Source organism: Mucilaginibacter mali (assembly GCF_013283875.1).
Lineage (GTDB): Bacteria > Bacteroidota > Bacteroidia > Sphingobacteriales > Sphingobacteriaceae > Mucilaginibacter > Mucilaginibacter mali.
On sequence record NZ_CP054139.1, the window covers coordinates 5,150,351 to 5,173,964 of the forward strand.

Here is a 23,614-nt window from a genome sequence, read left to right on the forward strand (position 1 = left end):
TTTTATAGGTTATAAAAGGTAGTGGCGTTGCCACCAAATATCATATCTTGCTCATCAGCCGTAAACTGGCTGCAATATTCACTCACAATTGCCTTTACTCTGGTATAATCACCCGCCACCAGGCACACCGGCCAGTCAGACCCGAACATGGTCCTTTTGGTGCCGAACGCTTTAAACACCACATCAAGGTATCGTTTAAAGGTATCGTTGGTCCAGTTATGCCAGTCGGCTTCGGTTACCATGCCCGATACCTTGCAGTATACATTGGGGCAGGCCGCCAGCTGCTCTATCTCTGCCGACCAACTATCTATCTTGCCATCTTTTATGTATGGTTTGGCGATATGATCGAGCACAAATTTTTGATCCGGAAATTCCTTTGCCAGTTTGGTAGCAAATTTTAGTTGGTCGGGAAAGATCAGGATATCGTAGGTGAAGCCGTATTTATGCAGCAGGCTGATGCCGCGTTTAAAGGCAGGCTCTAACATCAGCGCCCGGTTGGCTTCGCCTTGCAATACATGACGAAAGCCTTTCATTAGCTTGGTATGGCTGTAGTGCTCCAGGCGTTCTTCAATATTATCGGCCTGCAGGTCAACCCAGCCTACAATACCTTTAATAAAGTCGTGGCCTTCGGTCAGTCCTAACAAAAAGGCGTTCTGTTCTTCACTTTGGTCGGCTTGCACGGCAACGCAGCCATCCATACCACTTTCGCGCAAAACAAAGTCCAGTTCGGGCGGCAGGAAATCGCGCTGGATAACTTTCATCTCGTCGTTTATCCAGCTATCCCTCACCGGGTCGAACACCCAGAAATGCTGATGCGCATCAATTTTTAGCATAAGCCACTAAAGTTTGTTTTGATGTACCCAATCCATCGATACCCAGTTCTACCACATCGCCAGCCTTTAAATATACCGGCGGTTTAAAGCCCAGGCCAACGCCGGCAGGGGTACCGGTAGATATGACGTCGCCGGGCAGCAGTGTCATAAACTGGCTTACATAATGCACCAGGTAAGGTATTTTGAAGATGAAGTTGGCGGTGGTGCCGTTCTGCATCGACTGACCGTTAACGGTTAGCCACAGCTTCAGATTATCAACATCGGCTATCTCATCGGCGGTAGCCAAAAATGGCCCCATCGGCGCGAAGGTATCGCAGCCTTTGCCCTTATCCCAGGTGCCGTTACGCTCTAACTGAAACTCGCGCTCGGATACATCATTGTGCAGCACATAACCGGCTACATGGTCCATCGCGTCGGCTTCTTCTACATAGCTTGCTTTTTTGCCGATCACAAAGGCCAGTTCCACTTCCCAATCGGTTTTTACCGAATTTTTAGGGATCATGATATCATCATTAGGGCCAACCAGCGATGTAGTGCTTTTCATAAAGATCACAGGTTCGGGTGGCAGGGGGGCGTTGGTCTCGTGGGCATGGTCGGCATAGTTAAGGCCGATGCAAACGATCTTCGACGGGCGGGCGATAGGACTGCCCAGGCGTTCATCATCACTAATAGCAATCAGTTTGCCCTCGTTAGCTTTCACAAATTCCTCTAAACGGTCAAGGCCGTTATCTTCAAAAAATTGCTCGTTATAATCGCCGCCAAACGCCGAAGTATCGTAGCGTACGCCATCAATAATTACCCCTATTTTCTCTTTCCCGGCAGCGCCGTATCGTATTAGTTTCATTTATCTTGTTAATTAGTCGTGAGTTGAATAATGGTATCTACAGGGTCGGTCGATACGTTGTTAAGGTATACAAACAGGCCCTCGGGTTGTTGTTTAAATTTCACGGCGCTGCCATCGGCCAACAGGTTTGCCTTAGTAACCTTAACGCTTAAGCCTGGGATGAAAATATAATCGTGCTTAGCGCCATCGGTTACGTGTACATACAGCGTTTTATTTTTTTGTGTGATAATACCCCATGGCTGTGGCGCTATGCTGCTGCCGCGCGTGCCATAAATGCTTTCGCCATATTTTTGCATCCATTGGCCTATAATGGCTAAAGTATCGGTAAACTCGGGTTGTATCTTGCCGTTGGGCATCGGGCCAATGTTCAGCAAAAAATTAGCATTGCGCCCGGCGGCGTTCACCAGGTAGTGGATGATCTGTTTGGATGATTTAAAGCTGCGGTCGGTAATGTTAAAGCCCCAGCTGTTGTTAATAGTCTCGCAGGTTTCTAAAGGCAGTGCGCCAATCTTCGATTGCCCGCTAAAGCCCGAGGTATTACCGCCCGGCAGGTCTTTCTCAAACATCTGGAAATCTTCGCCATCCTTTGGGGCCAAGTGGTGGTTATTGCCCACCATAATGGCTGGGTTCAGTTTGTGGATCAGGCCGTATATCTCATCATAGTGCCAGTTGGCATTGGCGCGTTCCCAGTTACCATCGAACCAGATCCCTTTTACGCCGGGATATTTGGTGATGAGTTCGGTTAGCTGCGCTTTCATAAAATTAATATAGCTATCCCAATCGCCTTTGGCGGGTTTGCCATTTACTATCGGGCTGCCGTAGCCATAATCGGGGCGGCCCCAATCCAGCAGCGAGTAATAAAAATGCAGGTCGATGCCTTCCTTCTGGCATTCCTGCGCCAGTTCCATCAATGGGTCTTTATGGTAAGGGGTAGCATCAACAATGTTATAGGGTGATACTTTAGTGCCGAACATGCTGAACCCGTCGTGGTGGCGCGAGGTGATGGTAATGTATTTCATACCGGCCCGTTTGGCAAACATCACCCATTCGTGCGCGTTAAAGGCCTGGGGGTTAAAAAAATCGGCCAGGCGTTTGTAGTTATTGTAGGGGATGTTCTTTTGGTTCATCACCCATTCGCCCGCGCCCAGTTCGCTGTAAATACCCCAGTGGATGAATAAACCGAACTTCATATCCTGAAATTGTTGCCTATGTGCCAAATTATCGGCCGATGGCACATACTGGGCGTTCGCTTTCAGCGAGCAAGCCAGCATGGATATGAAAAGCAGTTTCTTAAGCATGATATCGGGTTTAGTTATTCAGTTTGATAAAGCCGCCATCGATATGGTAATCGCAACCGGTGATGAACGACGCCTCGTCCGAGCATAGGTACAGTATCAGCGTAGCGATCTCGTCGGTAGTACCCATACGGCCAATAGGCTGCGACTTGGATAGTTTCTCGAAAACCTCTTTCTCCTGACCCGGGTAATTTTTGGCGATAAAGCCATCAACAAAAGGGGTATGCACACGGGCCGGGCAAATGCAGTTGCAGCGGATATTATCGTGGATATAATCGCGGGCTACGGATAAGGTCATAGCCTGTACGGCACCTTTACTCATGGAATAAGCGAACCTGTCGCTGATACCGACCACCGCGCCAATGGACGATAGGTTGAGGACCACCCCGCCGCCATTAGCTTTCATTAACGGCAACGCGGCATGCAGACAGTTGTAAACGCCTTTAACGTTGATGCGAAAAACCCGGTCGAAATCCTCTTCGCTGGTATTATCGGCTTTGCCTACGTGGGCCACGCCGGCATTATTTACCAATATGTTGATAGTGCCAATAGAATTAATAACGACCTCTACTTGTGCTTTGTCGCTTACGTCGCAAACGTGTATCTGTGCACTGCCGCCTGCTTGTTTTATTTCTTCGGCCACGGCATTGGCCTGTATCTCGTTCATATCAAGGATATGGCTGGTAGCCCCCTGTTTGGCAAATAATATGGCTGCCGCGCGACCAATGCCGCTGCCGCCGCCGGTAATTACGGCTGTTCTTCCGCTCAGATCAAACATGTGTTTCTTGTTATTATTAGGTAGCTGTTAATTTGGCTGCTATATATTTTCAAATTAAGTAAAAGATAAGCCTATAACAAGTTCGTTTGATTGTCAAAGTATTCAATTATTTTGTCGAAATACTGACGGGTTGATGACTTTTCGTGAATATAGGGTTTATTGGTTATGGCGGCGAGGACTCACCCGGTCGTGGCTTCGCCCGACCACCCTCTCTGCGCTTTGCGCAAAGAGGGTATAATTGTAGCGATGGGTTTCAAACCCATCGCTACACAGGACAAGCCACTCCTGCCCTCTTTATGCGCAGCGAAGAGAGGGCGGACCAGCGTAGCGTAGTCGGGGTGAGTAAGGATGTATGCAAAACCCTCAAAACAAAAAAGGGATACGCATCTCTGCATATCCCTTCGATTGATATATTGATTTTTGGATATTACTGTTTTACAGGCGGCGCCTCGTTCTCGGGCACGCTGGCTATGCGGTAGGTAACGCTTTTATTGGCGCCCACAACCTCTTCATAGTAAATATCATCGGCCGATACATAATAGGCCTTACCGTTCAGGGTTACCTTGCGGCAGCCATCTGGCAGTTGACTAACCACGTCGCCAACCTTTGGCATGTACTGGTCGGCTTGCTGCTGTGCGTTGTCGGTATTCAGCACACCATCCTTGCCCGATACGATGTACACCTTTTTGCCTTTATCATCGACACCTTCTTTATAGTATACGCCGTTTATCTCGTAGTACTGCTGGCCGTCTATCATAATCGGGTGCGCATTGCCTGGAATCTGCGGAACGGCTGCACCAACCGGCGGCGCGGCTATTTCGTAACCATTGTTATACGGGCGGTAGAAGGTACCTCCGTAGTAATAGTATTGGTCTGGCCCCCAATAAAATGGATAGTAGCCGTACGGTAATGTGTTGATATAGAAGCCTACACGCGGGTAAGCATAGTACGGACGGTAGAAGCCAACTCCAAAGCTCATTCGCGGCCGTGCGAAACCAATTCCGCCACCTATATGTACACCGCCCCTGAACCCGCCGCGGCCACGTTGCGCACTGGCCGGAATAGATAAAATCAGAATTAAACACCCGGCAAGCAATATGCCGGATATGCTTTTGTATGCCCTTTTCATAGTCTTAAATTTTATTTAAAAACGAATTTCCGTAATTAAATTGTGTAATAGCGCTTAAAAACCTTTGTTGATTTATTAACTTCATAAAAACTTCATAATTTTATTATCAAAATGTTGAGTGAATTAGTAGTTTATGTGGTTTTATTTTATTTTCTTTGGTAAAAATCTTAGTACACTAAGGTAGTTTATCACTCAAAAAACAATCAATTCAACTATGAGTTTCCAAGACCAGCTCAGATCGTTGTTTGTGGCAGAAGACCAGATCCCGGAGCAATACCGGATCGATGAACTGCACCAGCGCGAGTACTTAAGCAATGGCGAAATGAAAAAATGGGACGGCCCGGTTACCGAAGTGTATTCGCCGGTGCTGGTACCAACCCCCGAGGGTTTAAAGCGCAAGCTGATAGGTACTTACCCTATCGGTACCGAAAAAGAAGCTAACGAAGCGTTGGAAGCTGCCGTGGCAGCTTACGATAACGGCCGTGGCGAATGGCCTAAGATGAGCCTTGCCGGCCGTATTAAATGCATGGAGCAGTTTGTATACAAGATGAGCGAGCAGCGCGACCTTGTAATTAAGCTGATCATGTGGGAGATCGGTAAATCGCTGGCCGACTCGACAAAGGAGTTTGACCGTACGGTTGAGTACATCACCGCCACCATCGATGCGCTGAAGGATATCGACCGCCAGTCGTCGCGCTTTGAGATTGCCGAGGGTGTGGTAGCGCAGATCCGCCGCTCGCCGCTGGGTGTGGTTTTATGCATGGGCCCGTTCAACTATCCGCTGAACGAAACCTTTACCACGCTGATCCCGGCCATTATTATGGGCAACACCCTGCTTTTCAAACCACCTAAGCATGGTACGCTTTTACACTATCCTTTGCTGAAGGCTTTCCAGGAATCGTTCCCTAAAGGTGTGGTGAATACGGTTTATGGCCGTGGCGCTAACGTTACCCCGGGCCTGATGCAAACCGGTAAGATAGATGTGCTGGCCTTTATCGGATCGAGCAAGGTTGCCAACGGCCTGAAGAAAAGCCATCCAAAACTGAACCGTTTGCGTTCGGTGTTAAGTTTGGATGCTAAAAACGCCGCTATCGTTACCAAAAACGCCGACCTGAAACTGGCAGTTAGCGAATGTATTTTAGGAGCGCTTTCATTTAACGGACAGCGTTGTACCGCTATCAAACTGATATTTGTGCATAAGGATGTAGCTGATGACTTTAACAAGCTGTTAAGCGAAGCCGTATCTAAACTGACACCTGGCTTGCCATGGCACAAAGGCGTTAACCTTACCCCGGTTACCGAGCCAGGCAAACCTGCCTATTTGAAAGAGTGTATTGATGATGCTATAGCGCACGGCGCAACCGTAATTAACGAAAATGGCGGTGCTACTGCCGAATCGTTCGTGTTCCCGGCTATCGTATATCCGGTTAACGAAAAGATGAAGCTATACCGCGAAGAGCAGTTTGGCCCGGTTATCCCTGTTATTCCTTACGAGTCTATAGAAGAGCCGATAGCTTACCAGGTTGATTCGCCGCATGGCATGCAGGTAAGTATCTTCAGCAACGATGCCAAGGAAATTTCATCGCTGATCGATCCGTTTGTTACACTGGTAAGCCGTGTGAATATTAACGCGCAATGCCAGCGCGGTCCGGACGTGTTCCCGTTCACCGGTCGTAAAGATAGTGCCGAGGGTACCCTTTCGGTTACCGATGCCTTGCGCGCGTTCTCCATCCGCTCGCTGGTGGCCACCAAAATGAATGATACCAACAAGCATTTAATAAATGATATCGTGGAAGAAGGCGACTCATCGTTCCTGAGCACACGCTATATTTTATAATGCATGCATATTATTAGGGTAAAAAAGCGGCGGAAAGCCGCTTTTTTTATGATTTTATTGCTGGCATTGTAACAAAAAACAATCGATTGCGAATTATTTAAACGCAATATTTGTAATTTTTAAAATATAGTTTACATTTAGATTTTGTAAAATTTGCTATACCGCAAATTATAGACTATAATTGTCATTTGTACACTAATATAAACCTGTATAAAATAGCGGTCTAACCAGCCGCCCGGTAACCAATGTCATGAACTTTAAACCCAATAATAAATCTTAGTTTCATTATGAACAAATTTACCTCTATTGATTATGTCATATTCATCATCTATTTCATAATAGTATCTGGATATGGCTACCTGGTACATCGCCAGAAAAAGAAGCAGGGTGTAACCGGCAGCCATGATTTTTTCCTGGCCGAAGGTTCGCTTACCTGGTGGGCCATCGGTGCATCGCTGATCGCTTCTAACATCTCCGCCGAGCAATTCATCGGCGCCAGCGGGCAGGGCTTTACCGTGGGTGTGGCCGTTGCCGCCTACGAGTGGATAGCCGCCATCGCGCTAATTATCGTTGCTGTGTGGTTTATCCCGGTATATCTTAAAAACAAGATATATACCATGCCGCAGTTTTTAGAAACGCGGTATAATAAATGGGTAAGTTTAATTATGGCCATCTTTTGGCTGTTCTTATACGTGATCGTTAACTTAACCTCTATCCTGTATCTGGGCGCTGTAGCCATCAGCAGTTTGTTGGGCGGCAGTGTGAATATGCTGCATATCATCATCATCGGCCTGGCCATCTTCGCGCTGGCTATCGCTTTAGGTGGTATGAAGGTTATTGGTTATACCGACGTTATCCAGGTATTAGTACTGGTGATTGGTGGTTTGGCCACAACTTACATCGCTTTAACTTTAGTAAGTAAACACTTTGGCTTAGGCGAAAACGCTATTGCCGGTTTTAATGCTTTGCTAAAAGATTCGCCCGATCACTTCCATATGATACTGGCCAAGCCAGGGCCGGGCGCATCGCAGGAATATATCAATAAATACTTGTTGCTGCCGGGCATCGCTATGTACTTTGCCGGCCAATGGATAGTAAATCTTAACTATTGGGGCTGTAACCAATACATCACCCAGCGTGCTTTAGGTGCTGATATGAAAACCGCGCGTACCGGCATCCTGTTCGCGGGTTTAATGAAACTGGCTATGCCAATCATTGTTATCTTGCCGGGTATTGCTGCTTACGTATTATTTAAAAACGGCGAACTGCAAAAAGAAATGACCGCCGGCGGCCATCTGAATGCAGATAATTCCTACTCGGCCATATTGGGCTTCCTGCCAAACGGTTTAAAAGGGCTTTCTGTAGCGGCACTCACCGCAGCCATAGTAGCATCATTAGCGGGAAAAGCCAACAGTATCTCTACCATCTGGACGATGGATATTTACAAAAAATACATCAACAAAGAGGCTGATGAGAAAAGCATGGTGGGTATGGGCAAATGGGTCATCGCGCTGTGCCTGATCATCTCTATCGCCCTAACCTGGAGCGATTCGTTAGGTATTGGCGGCGAGGGTGGCTTCACTTTCATCCAAAAATATACCGGCTTTATCAGCCCGGGTATCTTCGCCATCTTTATCCTGGGCTTCTTCTGGAAGCGTACAACAGGTGCGGGTGCTATCGTAGGTATATTGACAGGCTTTGCCATGTCGGTATTGTTTAATAACTATGCACCTGCATTATTCGGCCACGAAACATTCCTGTACACCGCTTATCCAAATGGCAAAGGGGGATACGAAATTCCGTTCCTGATCTGTATGGGTCTTTCGTTCCTATTCACCATGATCGCTATCATAGGTGTAAGTTTGGCCGGTCCGAAGATCAACCCAAGATCTTTTGTATTAGACAAGGGCATGTTCAAGGTAGATCCGCGTACACTGGCGCTGGTAATAGTAACCCTGTTATTATTAGCGGCACTTTATATCCGCTTCTGGTAATAATTGCTTAAGTTTTAAATCCAAATATGAAGAGGCTGTATCATAAATCATGGTATGGCCTCTTTTTTATTTGTGCATAATTTATTGGAATAAAGAGGGGTATTTAGTTGATATAATAATCTGATTTTCATATATTTATGTATCGAAAGTAGCGTAGTATGTCCTCTAAAAGACCTGTATTCAAGCCCTACCAGCAACGGCAGTTGATGGCTATTCCTCCGACACTTGACGAATTAGTTCCGGCATCGCACCCGGTGCGTGTAGTTAACGATGTGATCGACAGGCTCTATCTGGAACCATTGCTGAAAGCTTATCATATCCGCGGGAGTTCAAGCTATCACCCGCAAATGTTGTTAAAGGTGCTGGTATATGGGTATGTAACCAACACCTACTCCAGCCGAAAGCTGGCAGCAGCCTGCCGGGAAAGCGTTTACCTGATGTGGCTGAGTTCGATGAACTATCCTGATCATAATACGATCAACCGTTTCCGGGGCGTACGTTTGAAGCATGCGCTGCGTGATGTGTTCGAAGATGTGGTGAAACTTTTGGCAGAGGAAGGCCTGCTCAGTATTGAAGAAGTGAATACGGACGGGACAAAGATAGAGGCGAATGCAAACCGGTATACCTTTGTCTGGAAGAAAGCGATTCAGACCAATAAGGAAAAGATGAAAAAGCAGCTGTCAGAGATATGGGACTATGCCCAAAGCGTAGCAAAAGAAGAAGACAGGCTGCCTGATCCGCCTGACTTTACTGTTATTGACAGTGAAAAGGTCAATGCCGCAGTAGATAAACTCAATGAGAAGCTTTCCTCGCGTGAGGATGTTTCCAAACAGGTCAAAAGCAAGCTGCGGTATATCAGCAAACATTACCCGCAGGCCATTGCCCGCTATGAGCAGCAGGAAGCTCTGCTGGGTGAACGCAACAGCTATTCCAAGACCGATACGGATGCCACATTCATGCGGATGAAGGAAGACCACATGAAAAACGGCCAGTTAAAACCGGGGTATAATGTTCAGATATCCACATCCAACCAGTTCATTGTCAATTACACCATTCACTCCAACACCACAGACACCAATACATTAAGTGCTCATTTAGCGCAGCATGAAGTCAGCTTTGGCAAAGCACCGCAAGTGCTTACAGCCGATGCCGGATATGGCTCCGAGGAGAACTACACGCGGTTGGAACAAAAAGGAACAATCGCCTTTGTAAAGTATGGGATGTTCGATAAGGAACAAAATGAGAATCACAACAACAAGCACCCTTTTGCAGCAAATAAGCTTTTTTACAACCAGGAGAAAGATTGTTACATCTGCCCGATGGGCCAGCAAATGAATTTCATCGGAACAAGTAAAAGAAAAACAAGCACGGAGTTTGAACAAACGGTAAAAAGATACCAGGCAGTTAACTGCGCTAACTGTCCGCTGAACGGTATTTGCCATAAATCAAAAGGGAATCGGATCATTGAAATCAATGAAAACCTGAACCGCCTGAAACAAAAGGCGCACGAGCTGTTAAACAGTGAAGAAGGCATACAACGGCGAAAGAAACGCTGCTTTGATGTAGAACCTGTATTTGGTAATATTAAGCAGAACCATGGCTTTAAACGGTTTATGCTCCGCGGCAAGGAAAAAGTAGAAATAGAATGGGGTTTAGTTGCAATCGCACAAAATCTAAGGAAAAAAGCGGCTTAAATGAGTCGTTTTACCACTCAGGTTCGCCCAAGAAAGCTACCCCCTCCCCCTCAAAAAATTCCATAGAAACTCAATACCAAATTCAGCTATTAGGCTAAAAAAATAAAGACCGCATCATTTGATTTATGATACGGCCTCTTTTTTTATGCATTGCACAATATGTAACTAATCTCTTCGTTTGTAAATGTGAAACCGACCACATACCTTTGCAACATGTTTAAGAAAATAAGCGTACTTACACTTGTGCTGCTGTACTTTGTTACAGCATCGGGCTTTGCGCTTAATTTGCATTATTGCGGCAATACGCTGGCTTCTGTAAAGATAGACGCGCCTGCCAAAAAATGCGGCCCGGTAAAAATGAAATGCTGCCGGGATAAACATGTAGAAGTTAAGGTAAAAGACGCCCACAAATCGGCTGCTTCGCATTCGTTGCTAAGCAAGCTGTTCATGGTCGATCTGCCTAAACTACCTTTCGAGGAGTACCTTTTCCCCGAGCAGGAAACTTCCGGCGGCGCTTCAGCCGACCGTGGCCCGCCAAATCTTGGTTGTAAAACCCCGGTATACATCAAAAACTGCACTTTCCGCATTTGATCTGTAAATAATTTTTTGTGCCTGCCTGTCAGTCTGAGCTTGTCGAAGACTTTGTGTAGGCCTGACCGCCTGCTTTGTCGGACTTAGCATGGCGTGTAGACTCACCCCGACCTCGCTACGCTGGTCGACCCTCTCTTCGCTGCGCGCAAAGAGGGCAGGAGTAGTATCGGATAACTCCATTCCCTCTTTTTCCAAAGGAAAGAGAGGCTGGTCGAGCGAAGCAACGACCGGGTGAGTATAACGTTTGCAAGACGTACCTTTTACATTAATTATTTACACCCGATCAAAAATGAAATTCCTAAAAATATTCCCCCTGCTGATGCTGTTCTGCATCGGCATAGCCAAAGCCCAATTCACCAAAGCCGAAGTACAGGTAAGCGGCCTTACCTGCTCAATGTGTTCAAAAGCCACCGAAAAAGCCTTGCGCACGCTTGATTTTATCGGCGATATCAAACCCGATCTTAACCGTAACCTGTTCGTGTTAACTTTTAAAAGCAACGCGCCGGTTAACCTTGATCTGATCAGCAAAAAGGTGCAGGGCGCGGGCTTCGCTATCAATAACCTGAAAGCCACTTTCAATTTCGCTAATGCCAAGGTTGATAATAACGCTTTCAGTTACCAGGGCGATACCTTCCTTATTGTTAACGGGGCGGATAAGGCGCCGGGCAGCAGTGCCGATATTACGGTGGTAGATAAAGGCTTCGCCCCGGCATCGGTATATAAAAAATATGCCGCCAAAAGCGCCGATGTTAAAACGGGCAAACTTTACCGGGTAGTTATTTAAGCTTTATTTAGATATGATAAAGCGACTTATGGTTGTGCTGGGGCTATTGCTCCTGGCACAACACCTGTTTGCGCAGGAACTCTACGTAAATACCGAACCTGCCAGTAATATGGCCACCCGGTCGTTAGGTATCCGTTTAGAAGATCAAGGCTATAGCAGCAACGGCCTGAAAAACCGTAATACCTTAGAGCTGATGTATGGCGCCAGCAAAAACCTGATGCTGCACACATCCTTATACGCGTCTGATTATTATCAACCCAGCCGCCGCTTTGAGGGATATAGCTTTTACGGCAAATACCGTTTCCTTTCGGTCGATTCGGTTCAGCGGCATTTCCGCGGGGCGGTATTTGCTAAATGGGCCAGCATCAACAATCCGCTGCTGAACCAGGAGATCAGCCTTGAAGGTGATAACTCAGGCTGGCAAAGCGGATTAGTGTTCACCCAATTGCTGCATAAGCTGGCCATATCCGGCTCGGCGAGTTATCTGCGCGCTTTTGATAACCGGGGCGGATATGCCTTGCCCCTTGGTAACCCGCGCGACGCGGTAGGCTACACTTTATCTGCCGGGTATTTGGTTTATCCAAAATCGTACACCAATTATCAACAGGTGAACATTAACCTGTATGCCGAACTGCTGGGCAAAAATAACCCGGGTTATGGGCAAAGCTATTTAGATGTAGCGCCTGCTGTACAATTCATTTTTAACAGTGTATTCCGGGTAGACCTGTCGTACCGCGCGCCGCTGTATAACAACATGCAGCGCAACAGCCAAAACATGTACCTCATCAGGCTGGAATACAATTTGTTCAACCTTTTTTAATAAACACCATGAAAAAACACATCATCACCTATATACTATCGCTGGCAACAATTACCGCATTTGCCCAGCAGACCATGGATCATGCCCATCACATGGACATGAAAAAGGATACCACCCATCACCAAATGAAAATGAGCATGAGCAGCCAGTACAGTATCGACCTGCCCATGAACCGCGATGGGTCGGGTACTTCATGGCTGCCAGACGAAAGCCCCATGCTATCGTATATGAAGCACGGCAAGAACGGCTGGATGAGCATGCTGCATTATAACCAGTTTGTTAGGTATAACATGCAGGATGTTTTTAAATCGGGCAGCCGCGGCGGCAACCATTTCGATGCGCCGAACATGATCATGGGGATGACCCAGAAACGCATCGGCAACGGTATCTTTGGTATCAACGCCATGCTGTCGTTCGATCCGTTTTTAGTAGGCAACGCGGGCTACCCGCTGTTATATCAAACCGGCGAATCGTACAAAGGCAATAAACTGGTAGACCGCCAGCACCCGCACGATCTGTTTGCCGAGCTGGCCGTAAGTTATGCCCAGCATTTGGGTAATAATACCGATGCCTTTATCTCGGTAGGTTATCCGGGCGAGCCGGCTTTAGGTCCGCCGGTATTTATGCACCGCCTTTCGGGTATGAGCAACCCCGACGCGCCGCTTACCCATCATTATGCCGATGCTACGCATATCACCTTTGGCGTTACCACCCTGGGTTTCCGTTATAAGGATGTGAAGCTGGAAGGATCGGTATTTACCGGCCGCGAACCTGATGAACACCGTTATGACTTTGATCCGGCCAAGTTCGATTCATACGCTGTGCGTTTATCCTACAATCCATCCAACCAATGGGCGTTGCAGGTATCTAACGGCTGGATCCACAGCCCCGAAGACCTGGAGCCGCAGCAAAATGTTGACAGGTTCACCGCTTCGGCCATCCATACCAAAATGCTAAACAGCGACAGCTATGTGGCCACCACGTTGGTGTACGGGCAGAACCATTATTCGGACAATGGCAAAGCCCTGCCATCCATCCTGCTGGAAAGTACCCTGCAACTTACAAAGACCGCCATTTACGGTCGTTACGAATATGTGCGCAAAGATGCTGAGGAGCTGGATCTTCATGCTATGTTTCCCGCTAACCCTAATTTTGACATCAACGCGCTGACCATCGGTACCAATCGCATCATCAGCACGTTTAAGAACACCGATTTGCGGGTAGGCCTACAGGGTTCGCTTTATGCATCGCCCAGTGCTTTGAAAGGTCTTTATGGTTCAGTGCCGCTGGCTTTCCAGTTTTATTTGCGCATTAGCCCAGCCATGCTCAAGATGGGCGGCGGTAAGGCTAAGATGAAAAAGATGGATATGGGTGGGATGGAGATGTAGGTATTTATTCCCCAAAACAAAAACCACGTCATCGCGAGCCGCTTCTATCAGCGACGTGGCGATCCGCCGATATACAGAGCGGCCCTGCTTATCGGGGATTGCCACGCTATCGCTCGCAATGACGTTGTTTTATGTGTTGTTGCTAATTATAATTCCATGCTCTCGCCAATGCCCGGCAAGTGCAGTTCCACGCCGGCGGCGGCAAACTTGTCCAGCGCCTCTTTGTGGTCTATCACAATCGCCGGGAAGGTATCGTAATGTACACCGATAACCTTTTTGCAATTAAAGAAGGAGGTCGACTTGATGGCATCGTCGATACCCATAGTATAGTTATCGCCGATAGGTAATATAGCCCAGGCCAGGTTCTCGTCGGCCAGCAGCTTCATATCGTAGGTTAATGCGGTATCCCCGGCAAAGTAGATCTTTCTGCCTTCGGTGTTGATCACAAAACCAGCCGCAGTACCGCCTGATGAACCATCGGGCAAAGTGCTGGAGTGTATCGCCAAAACCATTTTCGCACTGAAAACCTCTTCCTTAACCGTGCCGCCGATATTCATGCCGGCAACATTCTCAACGCCTAGCTTACCCAGCCAGTTGGCTATCTCGGCAATACAGATCACTTTGGCGCCGCTTTGCTTTTGGACCGGCAGCAAGTCGGCTACGTGATCGCCGTGGCCGTGGGATAGCAGGATGTAATCAGGCATCAGCGTGCTGATGTCGATGTGTTTAGCCAGCGGGTTGTGTGTAATAAACGGATCGAATAATAGCTTCTTTCCGCAGGCCTCCAGCATAAAGCAGGATTGTCCGTAAAATGTGAATTTCATGATGATATGATGTTTTTATAAAGGTAAAAAAGTAGCATGTCATTTCGAACGATAGTGAGAAATCTTATACGCGCGACAAGATTGCCGTATAAGGAGATTTCTCCTCACTCCACCGCACCTGACCTCGCATGTTCGTTCGAAATGACAAGGTGTTAAATAGTGTGGGACTATTTCCCAAACAATCCGCCCATGCCGCCGAACATATCCTTGGTCATGGCGGCCATTTCGCTTTGGCTAACGTTATCGGCCTGGGTAAGGGCTTTGTTAACGGCTACAACCAGTAGTTCTTCCAGTTCATCTTTATCGGCATCTTTTAAAAATACCTCGTCAATCACTACCGATTGGATCACCTTGTTGCCATTGGCCGTAACGGTGATCTTGCCACCCTCGGCAGCGCCGGTTACGGTGATGTTATCCAGTCTTTGCTTTACTTCGCCGGCCTTTTGCTGGGCTTCAAATAATTTATCGAACATATTAACTCCTTTGTGTTTTAAACAGGCTAATTCTACTTAGTGTTTTTTGCTTTTGTGTTTAGATGGCGCGCTTTTCTTTGTCGTCTTTTGTTTTTTTGATGCCTTTGCCGGCTCCTTCTTTTTCTCTTTCACCGGGGCTTTTTTCTTTTCGATGGTAGGGGCGGCTACCTGTTCATCTTCCTCTTCGCCGCCGCGGCCATAAGCGCCTAAGCGTACTACGGGCATGCCGGTCATTTTATACAGATCGTCCAGGTGCAACAGGCTGGCGTTGGCCATATTGTCCAAAAGGATGATCACAATATCCCGCTTCATATCGCGCAAAAAGTTATGGCGGAAACCATGCCACCAGCCGGTGTGGTAAACTACCTGCTCACCCGGCGCTTCAAATAAGTGCCAGCCGTAGCCATAGCCAAAATGCCCGTTCTTCAGCGGTACCCGGTTTTTATAAGCCGAATCCTGGGTCGATTTTTTGATAAGCATTCCGGCGCGCAACGCGCGATCAAACAGAAACAGATCGCCCACGGTACTGTAAACGCCCTTATCGCCAACAGGCCCGTCAAGGTAATTTTGCGCTACCGAGTATTTCCATCTGTTACGATCGTGCCCCAGCACCTTGGTCGGGATCTTATCGTAAACTGCTTTAGAGTATACATTGGTATGGTGCATGCCTGCCGGCTTAAAGATATTTTGCGCCATATACTGGGCGTAAGGCATGCCGGTTACCTTCTCGATAATAGATCCCAGCACCATAAAGTTGGAGTTGTTATATCGATAGCTTTTATCGGGCACATTATAGCGCGGAGGTTTGTATTGCGCCAGCAGGTCCATCATCTGTTGGTTAGTAACGCCCTTTTTCTGATCGCGGTGTTCTTTGCGGTAAACGTCATCAATAGCATACACATAATTAGGCAGGCCCGAACGATGCGTGAGCAGCATGCGGATGGTAACGCCATGATACGGAAAGTTAGGGTAAAAACGCTGTACCGAATCGTCGAGCTTTAGTTTTCCGCGTTCCATCAGTTGCAGCGTGGCGGTTGCAGTAAGCGTTTTGCTGATGGACGCCAGTTCGAACTGAGAGTTAAGCGTAAGGCTATCCTGGCGTGGGTAATTAGCCCAGCCAAAGGCGTTTTCGTAAATTATTTTACCGTTTTTAGCTACAAGCACATTGCCGTTAAACCCGGCCACCTTGTGCAGGTGTTGCATAAATTCGTCTATCTTTTTATCGGCATTTTTAGGACTGTACTTTAATAATGCCACAGTGTCAATTTGCTTGCTCTCAACTGCTTCGGCCTCCTTTTTTTCGGAGGGGTTTGATGAGCAGGACGACATAACCAATAACGAAAAAAGAACGGACAGGGTGTTTTTATACACTAAACTCATACGGTAAATTATCACGATAAAACGAAGCCGGAAAATTAAAAATTAACGTTTGTAAAACGGTCAAAGTTTTAAAATTATTTTGTTTTAGTTAATAACAATGCGGTGGTTTTAGACAAGATTGAGGCCACCATCGTATGGTATAAATAAACAATTTTACTTTTGCGGGGTTAATTGTTAAAATCTGATCATTAATATTGAACCCATGAAAACTATATTCCGTTTATCCTTTTTTATAGTCGCGCTGGCTTTTGTTGTATCATCATGCTCTACCCCGCAAGGCACCATGAGTAATGGGGCGGCTGCCGCATCGCGCGGTAAGTTTACCGGCACCTGGACCATCAGCAGTATCAGTTACAACGGCATTGTGGAAAGCGCCGTACAAAACGTGTTCGACCAATCGGCACCATCAACCTTCCGGGGCAGTACCTGGAACCTGACCAACAGCGGCAACGGCTTGTACACATTGACCAACGGTACATCGCAAACCATCTTTTGGTCGGTTAACAATACCGATCCAAACGGGCAGATACTCCAGTTTAAAAAAATATACCAGGGCGATAAGGCCAAAAACGTAACCGCCGGTTACCAGCTTTATGTGGTAAGTAACGATGGCAGCACCATGGTACTAAAAAGCCCTATTGGTGTAGGTGCAAGTACGGCGTATATTATTTATACGTTTAGCAAAACGAAGTAATGATTAAGGGCCCGGAACACTAAACCATCCGGGCTTTTCTATTTTCTCTTTGTGCACTCTGTGCTTCTCCCTCTGTGTCCTTTGTGGTTAAATCACCACCACGATCATTGTTAACAAAATCCCCACCCTACTATTTCATTTAATCCCTACTTTCGTGTTATGGGAAACACCGCTGCCGATTTTTTAGTTGCCGCCGAAGAAAAGGCGTTCGATACCCGTCACCGCGGGATCATCAACTTTAATATCGGTAAGTACGATGCTTCAGTAGCGCGGGGCCTTTCGCGCATTGCTAATTTGGATAATGCCAAAAAGCGCGGCCATGTCATCAAGTGGCGGGTGATGGAAAACCTGGATAAGTTTCTGCCCGAGTTTGAAGCTAACTTCCAGCGCCGGGGAGGTAAGGTGATCTGGGCTAACGATGCGGCAGAAGCGCAACGCGAGATCCTGAACATCGTTAAAAAAACAGGCGCTAAATCGGTCATCAAATCAAAATCGATGGTGACCGAGGAGATCCACCTGAACGAATTTTTGGAAACCAACGGTGTGGAAAGCCTGGAAAGTGATCTGGGTGAATACATCGTGCAATTGCTTGGTCAAAAACCCTATCATATTGTTACCCCTGCCATGCACCTTAGCAAGGAGGATATCGCCAAACTGTTCCACGAGAAATTTGGCACACCGCCCGATGCCACACCCGAACAGCTGGCGCAAAAAGCCCGCGAGCTGCTTCGCGAAAAATACCTGCAGGCCGATATCGGCGTTACCGGCGCTAATTTTTTGATAGCCGATACCGGGAGTATCGCGGTAAGCGAGAACGAAGGCAATGCCCGACTTTCGACCACATTCCCCAAGATCCACATCGCCATTGTTGGTATCGAAAAAATGATCCCGTCGATGGCCGACCTCGACCTGTACTGGCCCATGCTTTCTACCCATGGCACAGGCCAAAACCTCACGGTTTATAATACCATTTTAAGCGGGCCGCGCCAGGCAGATGAGACCGATGGTCCGGAAGAGATGTATGTGATCCTGCTGGATAATGGCCGCACTAACCTGCTGGCCCAAAAGGAGCAGCGGGAGGGACTGTACTGCATCCGCTGCGGCGCGTGTTTAAATGCCTGTCCTATTTATAAAAACATTGGCGGGCATACGTATAATACATCTTACAGCGGGCCCATCGGCTCGGTGATTACGCCGCATTTGCGGGGGATGGAGGAATTTAAGCACCTCAGCAATGCATCTAGCCTGTGCGGTAAGTGCAGCGAGGTGTGCCCGGTGAAGATAGAGATCCACAAAATGCTGCTGCTGAACCGCCGCGACGCCGTAAAGGATGGCCTGGTGACCACTAAAGAGAAGTGGGGTTGGGGCATCTGGAAAAAAGGCATGATGAAGCGCGGCACCATGGATCTCTTTGGCGGTAAGATGAAGAATTACCTGATGCGCCGATTTTTCAAAAAAACATGGGGGCATTACCGCGAGATGCCGGTTGTGGCCGATAAATCGTTCGCTAAGCAATGGCAGGAGCGACAGAATAACAATACCGCCGAATGAGAAAAGTAATACTAAACGTAGCCGTTACCCTTGACGGTTATATAGAAGGCCCAAACGGCGAGTACGACTGGTGCTATACCGACCAGGATTATGGAATGGCCGCCTTTTTTGCCGATATCGACACCATTTTTATGGGCCGCAAAAGCTACGAGCTGATCATCAGCACGGGCGATATCAACGCGTTCCCGCAGCCTAAATATGTTTTTTCGGATACGCTGGTGCCGGCAGAGCACCCGCATGTGAACATTATCCGTAAGGACGGCTTTAAGGACGCGGTAGATAAAATAAAGGATGAATACGGTGCCAATATCTGGCTGTTTGGTGGGGCCGAATTGCTGACCGCTTTTATGCAGGAAAATATGGTTGATGAATTCCTGCTATCGATACATCCCATTTTGTTAGGCAGCGGCAAACTATTATTCAGCGAATTGAAGGACCGGGTTGGCCTGGTGCATACAGGAACTGAAACCTACAGTAGCGGCCTGGTGCAAGTTAGATATACGCTTGCCGGAACAAATTAGTCAAGCTGCTTGCGCATTACATAGTCGTTCATCCAATAAGGGCCAATGGCGATGTCTTCTTCGTAAGCCACTTCAAAGCCCATTTTTTGGTAAAAGTTGAGGGCTTTATTGTGCCGGTTTACGTTCAGATCCAGCGTATGCTTACCGGCTTCCTTCACTTTTTCAATTACCGCGTTTATCAGGATCTTACCATAACCCTTCCCCTGCGTTTTAGGCAGGCAGTATAGTTTGTGTAGCTTGTAGATCTCCGGGTCTTCCGTTCGTGGCGAATAGCCTGCGAAAGCTACCGGTTCGGTGTTCTCTGTCAGTATTAAAAACTGTTGTTCGCCGGTGCGCAACTGCTGGCTGATCTTTTCGGCCGAATAGATCTCACCCAGCATAAATTCAATTTGCTCTTTAGCTAAAATAGGTCCGTAGGTTGGCCACCACGTGTCTTCGGCCAGTTGACGGATGATTTCAGTGTCGGCTTCGGTTGCCTGCCTGATGTTGTACATAATGCAAAATTAATGATTCGTACTTATTTAATGAGGACACGACTTTCACGAATTGAGCGAATTTTACAAATCGTAGTTGCTAGAATTTATAAGGATCCCTAATTCGTGAAACTCGTTTAAATCCTTCATCGATATAATTCGTGCCCAAATTAAAACCAGATCAACGGATGCCTCACCGGCAAGTTACGGATGATCTCCTCATCCTTAGGGTCGTGGTCCAGCTTTTTCCAGGTGTTTAAAAACGATTGGTCGTGATACGCCAACGCCCCGAATGCCAGCGCGGGTTGTGCTACCGGCCAGCTTTCCCAGTGCATCACATCGTGCTGGTAAGGCCAGGTGTTTTTATCAGCTAAAAAGGGCTGTAAAAAAACGATCCCTTGTTTAATGTTGCGGCCATCTGGAAGTTCAAATTCCCACAGGTTATCTTTGGGTGTACTTAATATCTGGCACAGGGTGGTCATGGCATCCAGGTTAAAAATAGAGTAACCATAAGGCTTGGTACGTCTCAACTCCTGCGGAAAGCTGCCATCCTTTTCCATTTGGTTAGGCAGCAACACTTCTTTAAATCTGTCCGAGCAAAATTTTAATACCGCTTTGTTCCCGGTAAATTTGGCGAAGCAGGCCGTTTGCATACACCAGCAGGTACCGTGGTTGTTTTTGGCGTTCATCTCATCTTTGCCATAAGGGTGCGTGGTTAGCCAGGTAATGTATTGATTGAACCAATCTTTCACTCCCGCCAGCAGTTTTTTATCCAGCGCGGGCGATGCTTCCATGGCTTCCAAACCCTGTACCACTTCCATCAATTGGATGGTATCGATAATACCGATGCCCCGGCCTGTCGCCACACCTTTTATAGCCTGCGCATATTGCAGGTTCGGGTTCATCAGCGTTTCGGGATCGGTGAACCAGGCACGCAGGTGTACCTGCGCTGCTTTTATATATTTCACATCGCCAGTAATTTTATAGGCCGATGCCAGCGCGCCGATGATCTGACTAAAGCGGATCATAGCATGGCGGTGCGCCACAAAATTATCGGGATTGGTCATGCCATCTTTTTGGATGTATGGCCCGTTGGGGTTCTTCTCATCCGGCCACCAATAATCGCCCTCCGAGTAAAAATCGTGCTTCCCGCCTGCGCTTCTCGGGCAACTCTCGGCGGTAACGGTTATGGGCTTTTGCGTTAAGGCCCAGGCGGCTTCGGCCAGCGTTTGTTTGCGCAGTGTGGCGGTTATTTGCTGTTTGATATCGTCTTTTACTTCGTGCGTCCACGAACTTACACTTAGTGCGCACAGTATAAACAGCGCGCTGCTGAATATTATTTTTAGTTTTTTCATATCAATAAATTCCTGCGCTTGTTTGTACGAGCGCTTCATTCTGTATGGCGATTGCATCGCCTATGGCGTCGCAGACGCTGAACCATATTAAGCACTCGTCACAGACGAGCGCAAGGGTCAAAAAGTCATGCCGAACTTGTTTCGGCATCTCATGTGCAAAGTCTTCGCTGGTGCTTACCTGTATGATGGGATGCCGAAACAAGTTCGGCATGACATTCCTCTTACTCCGTCATCATCTTAAACGTCACCTTACCCACATTATCGGGCTTGCCTTTTTTCGCCGCCGATATACTGCCACCGGCCTTCGTCACTTTTATTTCGCGGAACGAATACCCCCCTTTTTCATAATCAAAGGTCTCACCGTCATCGTCATAAAGCAAATAGCTGCCCGGCTTTTCGCCATAGTAGCGCACTTCTATATCCACCTTTTGGCCATTCTTTGGCGCATGCAGCATGGCGGGCATCATCGGGATCACGCCGCCATCCTTCACATAAACAGGGATCTTATCCAAACCCGGTGTAACGGTAATTACCTCGCCGTTGCCTGCGTATTTGCCGGTGTAAAAATCGTACCATTTGCCTTTGGGCAGTATTACTTTGCGGCTTGTTTGCCCGGTGAACATGGGCGCTACCAGCAGGTATTCGCCGGCCATGTATTGGTCTTTTACCTCTTTGGTAGTGGCTTCCTCGTAAGGGTTTTCTTCCAGGTTGGTTTTCTTATTTTCCTTTTTGGCTTCGGTAATGGTGAAGCCCGGCTCTAAATTCATGGCCCGGAATGGCGGGATGCCCTGGAAATGGTATTTGGCAAACTCGCTGTACCAGTAAGGCATCATCTGCATCCGCAGGTTGGCCAGCGCCTTCACCTGTTCGGCAACTTCGGGGAATGTCCAGGGTTTGGTACCGCTCGACCAGGCATTGATCATGGCCATCGGCGAAAAAATATTCGACTGGAACCTGCGCAGCCATTCCTCGGCTGTTTTAGATGCACGTACTTCCGGCGTCCACAAGGTCCCGGCAAAACCGCTGTTGATGAGGGCGGTGATGAAATCCTCGTGGTTATAATAATCGTTATAAATGACATACGGGAATGATGAACCGCCGCCATTGGATGCACGCACCAAACCGAAAGTACGCTGATTGCGCTGGTGGTACATTTCGTAAGTATAACGCTGCATCATCAGCCCATAAGTTTGGCGCATTTGTTCGGCACTATGTCCTGATGGGAATGTGGCTACATCCGGCCACAGGTAGGTGTCGCCGCCGTCTACCTCGTCCATTTTGTAACCGCTGATGCCGATATCGACCTTGTTTTTAAATAACTCGCCGAAAAATATTTTGCGGGCGGCTGGCATGGTCAAGTCTGGTACCGCTCCGTTCCAAACGGTATGCGTGCCGGTATAGGGCAGCATACTTTTATAAATAGGCGCTTCAGGCGAGATGTAGGGGTTGGTCCACAAATTTAGGCGGATGCCTTTTTGCAGCATATCCTGCACCAGTTTTTTCGGCTCGGGGAAGCGGGTTTTATCCCACTCGAAAGTGCATGGATACGATTTGCTTTGCCAGCCGGGTTCCAGCCCGATGAAATCGAGCGGATAGCCGCGGTCTTCAAAAGCTTTGGCTTCGTCGGCTACGCCTTGCGCGTCGGTTAAGCGTTGTACACGCTGGGTAAAACCCAAACCCCAGCGTGGTGGCAGGCAGCCACCGCCATTCAGTAAGTTATAACGGCGCACGGCGTCCATAGCTGTCGGGCCGGCAAACACATAGATCTCTACCCCGGCAGCAGGCACCAGCATTTCCACCGCGTCTGAATAAGGGTGCGACGACCAGTTTTTGTCCGTGTTCCTGTCCTGCACTACCGCGGGCGTTTTACTGTCGCGACGTACTGCCGTACCTGCATACACATTAATATACCGAGCCGAGTTAATAAACACCCCATAACCTTTGCTCGATACATAAAATGGTGTAGGCGCGTGCGTGCGGCCGTTATCCTTACCGGCATAATTATCTACATGCAGGGTAAGGATCTTACCACGCTGATAAACGGTTTGAAAATTCAGCCCGAAGCCAAACAGTTGCTCGGCTTTATCTAAAGGGAAACACAGGTAGGTTTTACCATCCGATACACGCGCGGCAATATCGCTTTGGGCTAAAGGAAATGCTGCTTTGCCCATTTGCTGCAAACCTGCTGTATAAGGAATAGCACCCGCGGCATTAAGCAAATTAAATGCTTCGGGCTTGCCGATAATGCCTTTCCAAACACCCGGTTGTACCTGTGCCCAGGTGATGGATTGGGCTTTAACAGTTACGTTGCAAACTATAAAAAGCAGCGGTAAAATATATCGGGATCTCATTTTAA

Annotated in this window: 21 protein-coding genes; 10 read left to right on the forward strand and 11 right to left on the reverse strand. The window is 47.7% G+C overall.

All coding sequences use genetic code 11. The features are described 5' to 3' along the window. Positions 1-2: 2 nt before the first annotated feature. The 5 genes from HQ865_RS21805 to HQ865_RS21825 all read right to left on the reverse strand — a co-directional run bounded on the left by HQ865_RS21805 (position 3) and on the right by HQ865_RS21825 (position 4,879). On the reverse strand, positions 3-833 hold the full coding sequence (locus HQ865_RS21805) for an amidohydrolase family protein (protein ID WP_173416933.1): 831 nt from the start codon (positions 831-833) through the stop codon (positions 3-5). Further along, positions 820-1,677, reverse strand: coding sequence for a fumarylacetoacetate hydrolase family protein (locus HQ865_RS21810; protein WP_173416934.1), 858 nt, complete (start codon positions 1,675-1,677; stop codon positions 820-822). The genes HQ865_RS21805 and HQ865_RS21810 overlap by 14 nt, the downstream gene beginning before the upstream one ends. 8 nt (positions 1,678-1,685) lie before the next feature. Continuing rightward, positions 1,686-2,975 carry an alpha-L-fucosidase gene (locus tag HQ865_RS21815; protein ID WP_173416935.1) on the reverse strand — a complete coding sequence of 430 codons (1,290 nt, stop codon included), beginning with the start codon at positions 2,973-2,975 and terminating at the stop codon, positions 1,686-1,688. Positions 2,976-2,985: 10 nt separating this feature from the next. Further along, positions 2,986-3,750 carry an SDR family NAD(P)-dependent oxidoreductase gene (locus HQ865_RS21820; RefSeq protein WP_173416936.1) on the reverse strand — a complete coding sequence of 255 codons (765 nt, stop codon included), beginning with the start codon at positions 3,748-3,750 and terminating at the stop codon, positions 2,986-2,988. 427 nt (positions 3,751-4,177) lie between these two features. Beyond that, positions 4,178-4,879 carry a DUF6515 family protein gene (locus HQ865_RS21825; protein ID WP_173416937.1) on the reverse strand — a complete coding sequence of 234 codons (702 nt, stop codon included), beginning with the start codon at positions 4,877-4,879 and terminating at the stop codon, positions 4,178-4,180. A 214-nt stretch (positions 4,880-5,093) separates the two neighbouring features. On the opposite strand from HQ865_RS21825, the gene HQ865_RS21830 reads away from it, so the two are divergent. The 7 genes from HQ865_RS21830 to HQ865_RS21860 all read left to right on the forward strand — a co-directional run bounded on the left by HQ865_RS21830 (position 5,094) and on the right by HQ865_RS21860 (position 13,987). Beyond that, positions 5,094-6,716, forward strand: coding sequence for an NADP-dependent glyceraldehyde-3-phosphate dehydrogenase (locus HQ865_RS21830; RefSeq protein ID WP_173416938.1), 1,623 nt, complete (start codon positions 5,094-5,096; stop codon positions 6,714-6,716). Between the two features lie 287 nt (positions 6,717-7,003). Continuing rightward, positions 7,004-8,710 carry a sodium:solute symporter family transporter gene (locus HQ865_RS21835; protein ID WP_173416939.1) on the forward strand — a complete coding sequence of 569 codons (1,707 nt, stop codon included), beginning with the start codon at positions 7,004-7,006 and terminating at the stop codon, positions 8,708-8,710. 158 nt (positions 8,711-8,868) lie between these two features. Then, complete coding sequence (locus HQ865_RS21840; protein ID WP_173412997.1) at positions 8,869-10,404, forward strand: IS1182 family transposase; 1,536 nt, start codon at positions 8,869-8,871, stop codon at positions 10,402-10,404. Between the two features lie 213 nt (positions 10,405-10,617). After that, entirely contained in the window at positions 10,618-10,995 is a 378-nt protein-coding gene (locus tag HQ865_RS21845) for an HYC_CC_PP family protein (protein ID WP_173416940.1), read from the forward strand. A gap of 289 nt (positions 10,996-11,284) precedes the next feature. Next, positions 11,285-11,779 carry a heavy-metal-associated domain-containing protein gene (locus HQ865_RS21850; RefSeq protein WP_173416941.1) on the forward strand — a complete coding sequence of 165 codons (495 nt, stop codon included), beginning with the start codon at positions 11,285-11,287 and terminating at the stop codon, positions 11,777-11,779. A 13-nt stretch (positions 11,780-11,792) separates the two neighbouring features. After that, entirely contained in the window at positions 11,793-12,599 is an 807-nt protein-coding gene (locus HQ865_RS21855) for a hypothetical protein (protein ID WP_173416942.1), read from the forward strand. A gap of 8 nt (positions 12,600-12,607) precedes the next feature. Then, a complete protein-coding gene (locus HQ865_RS21860; protein WP_173416943.1) occupies positions 12,608-13,987 on the forward strand; it encodes a hypothetical protein in 1,380 nt (459 codons plus the stop codon). Positions 13,988-14,133: 146 nt separating this feature from the next. On the opposite strand, the gene HQ865_RS21865 is transcribed toward HQ865_RS21860, so the two are convergent. The 3 genes from HQ865_RS21865 to HQ865_RS21875 all read right to left on the reverse strand — a co-directional run bounded on the left by HQ865_RS21865 (position 14,134) and on the right by HQ865_RS21875 (position 16,664). Further along, positions 14,134-14,811: a metal-dependent hydrolase gene (locus tag HQ865_RS21865; protein WP_173416944.1), complete on the reverse strand. Its 678-nt coding sequence runs from the start codon at positions 14,809-14,811 to the stop codon at positions 14,134-14,136. A gap of 167 nt (positions 14,812-14,978) precedes the next feature. Beyond that, entirely contained in the window at positions 14,979-15,284 is a 306-nt protein-coding gene (locus tag HQ865_RS21870; RefSeq protein ID WP_173416945.1) for a YbaB/EbfC family nucleoid-associated protein, read from the reverse strand. A gap of 36 nt (positions 15,285-15,320) precedes the next feature. Next, positions 15,321-16,664, reverse strand: coding sequence for a serine hydrolase domain-containing protein (locus HQ865_RS21875; RefSeq protein WP_173416946.1), 1,344 nt, complete (start codon positions 16,662-16,664; stop codon positions 15,321-15,323). A gap of 202 nt (positions 16,665-16,866) precedes the next feature. Between HQ865_RS21875 and HQ865_RS21880 the strand changes: the two genes are divergently transcribed. From HQ865_RS21880 to HQ865_RS21890, 3 genes are all read left to right on the forward strand, one after another. Further along, the gene (locus HQ865_RS21880) at positions 16,867-17,358 is read left to right on the forward strand and encodes a hypothetical protein (RefSeq protein WP_237073532.1); all 492 of its coding nucleotides are present in this window, start codon (positions 16,867-16,869) and stop codon (positions 17,356-17,358) included. A gap of 159 nt (positions 17,359-17,517) precedes the next feature. After that, the gene (locus HQ865_RS21885) at positions 17,518-18,909 is read left to right on the forward strand and encodes a LutB/LldF family L-lactate oxidation iron-sulfur protein (RefSeq protein ID WP_173416947.1); all 1,392 of its coding nucleotides are present in this window, start codon (positions 17,518-17,520) and stop codon (positions 18,907-18,909) included. Continuing rightward, positions 18,906-19,430: a dihydrofolate reductase family protein gene (locus HQ865_RS21890; protein ID WP_173416948.1), complete on the forward strand. Its 525-nt coding sequence runs from the start codon at positions 18,906-18,908 to the stop codon at positions 19,428-19,430. Before HQ865_RS21885 ends, HQ865_RS21890 begins: the two co-directional genes overlap by 4 nt. Here HQ865_RS21890 and HQ865_RS21895 read toward each other — a convergent pair. The 3 genes from HQ865_RS21895 to HQ865_RS21905 form a co-directional block, all read right to left on the reverse strand. Continuing rightward, positions 19,427-19,924 carry a GNAT family N-acetyltransferase gene (locus tag HQ865_RS21895; RefSeq protein WP_173416949.1) on the reverse strand — a complete coding sequence of 166 codons (498 nt, stop codon included), beginning with the start codon at positions 19,922-19,924 and terminating at the stop codon, positions 19,427-19,429. The genes HQ865_RS21890 and HQ865_RS21895 overlap by 4 nt on opposite strands. 149 nt (positions 19,925-20,073) lie before the next feature. Then, positions 20,074-21,258, reverse strand: coding sequence for an alginate lyase family protein (locus HQ865_RS21900; protein ID WP_173416950.1), 1,185 nt, complete (start codon positions 21,256-21,258; stop codon positions 20,074-20,076). A gap of 221 nt (positions 21,259-21,479) precedes the next feature. Further along, entirely contained in the window at positions 21,480-23,609 is a 2,130-nt protein-coding gene (locus HQ865_RS21905; RefSeq protein WP_173416951.1) for a glycoside hydrolase family 31 protein, read from the reverse strand. Between the last annotated feature and the right edge of the window lie 5 nt (positions 23,610-23,614).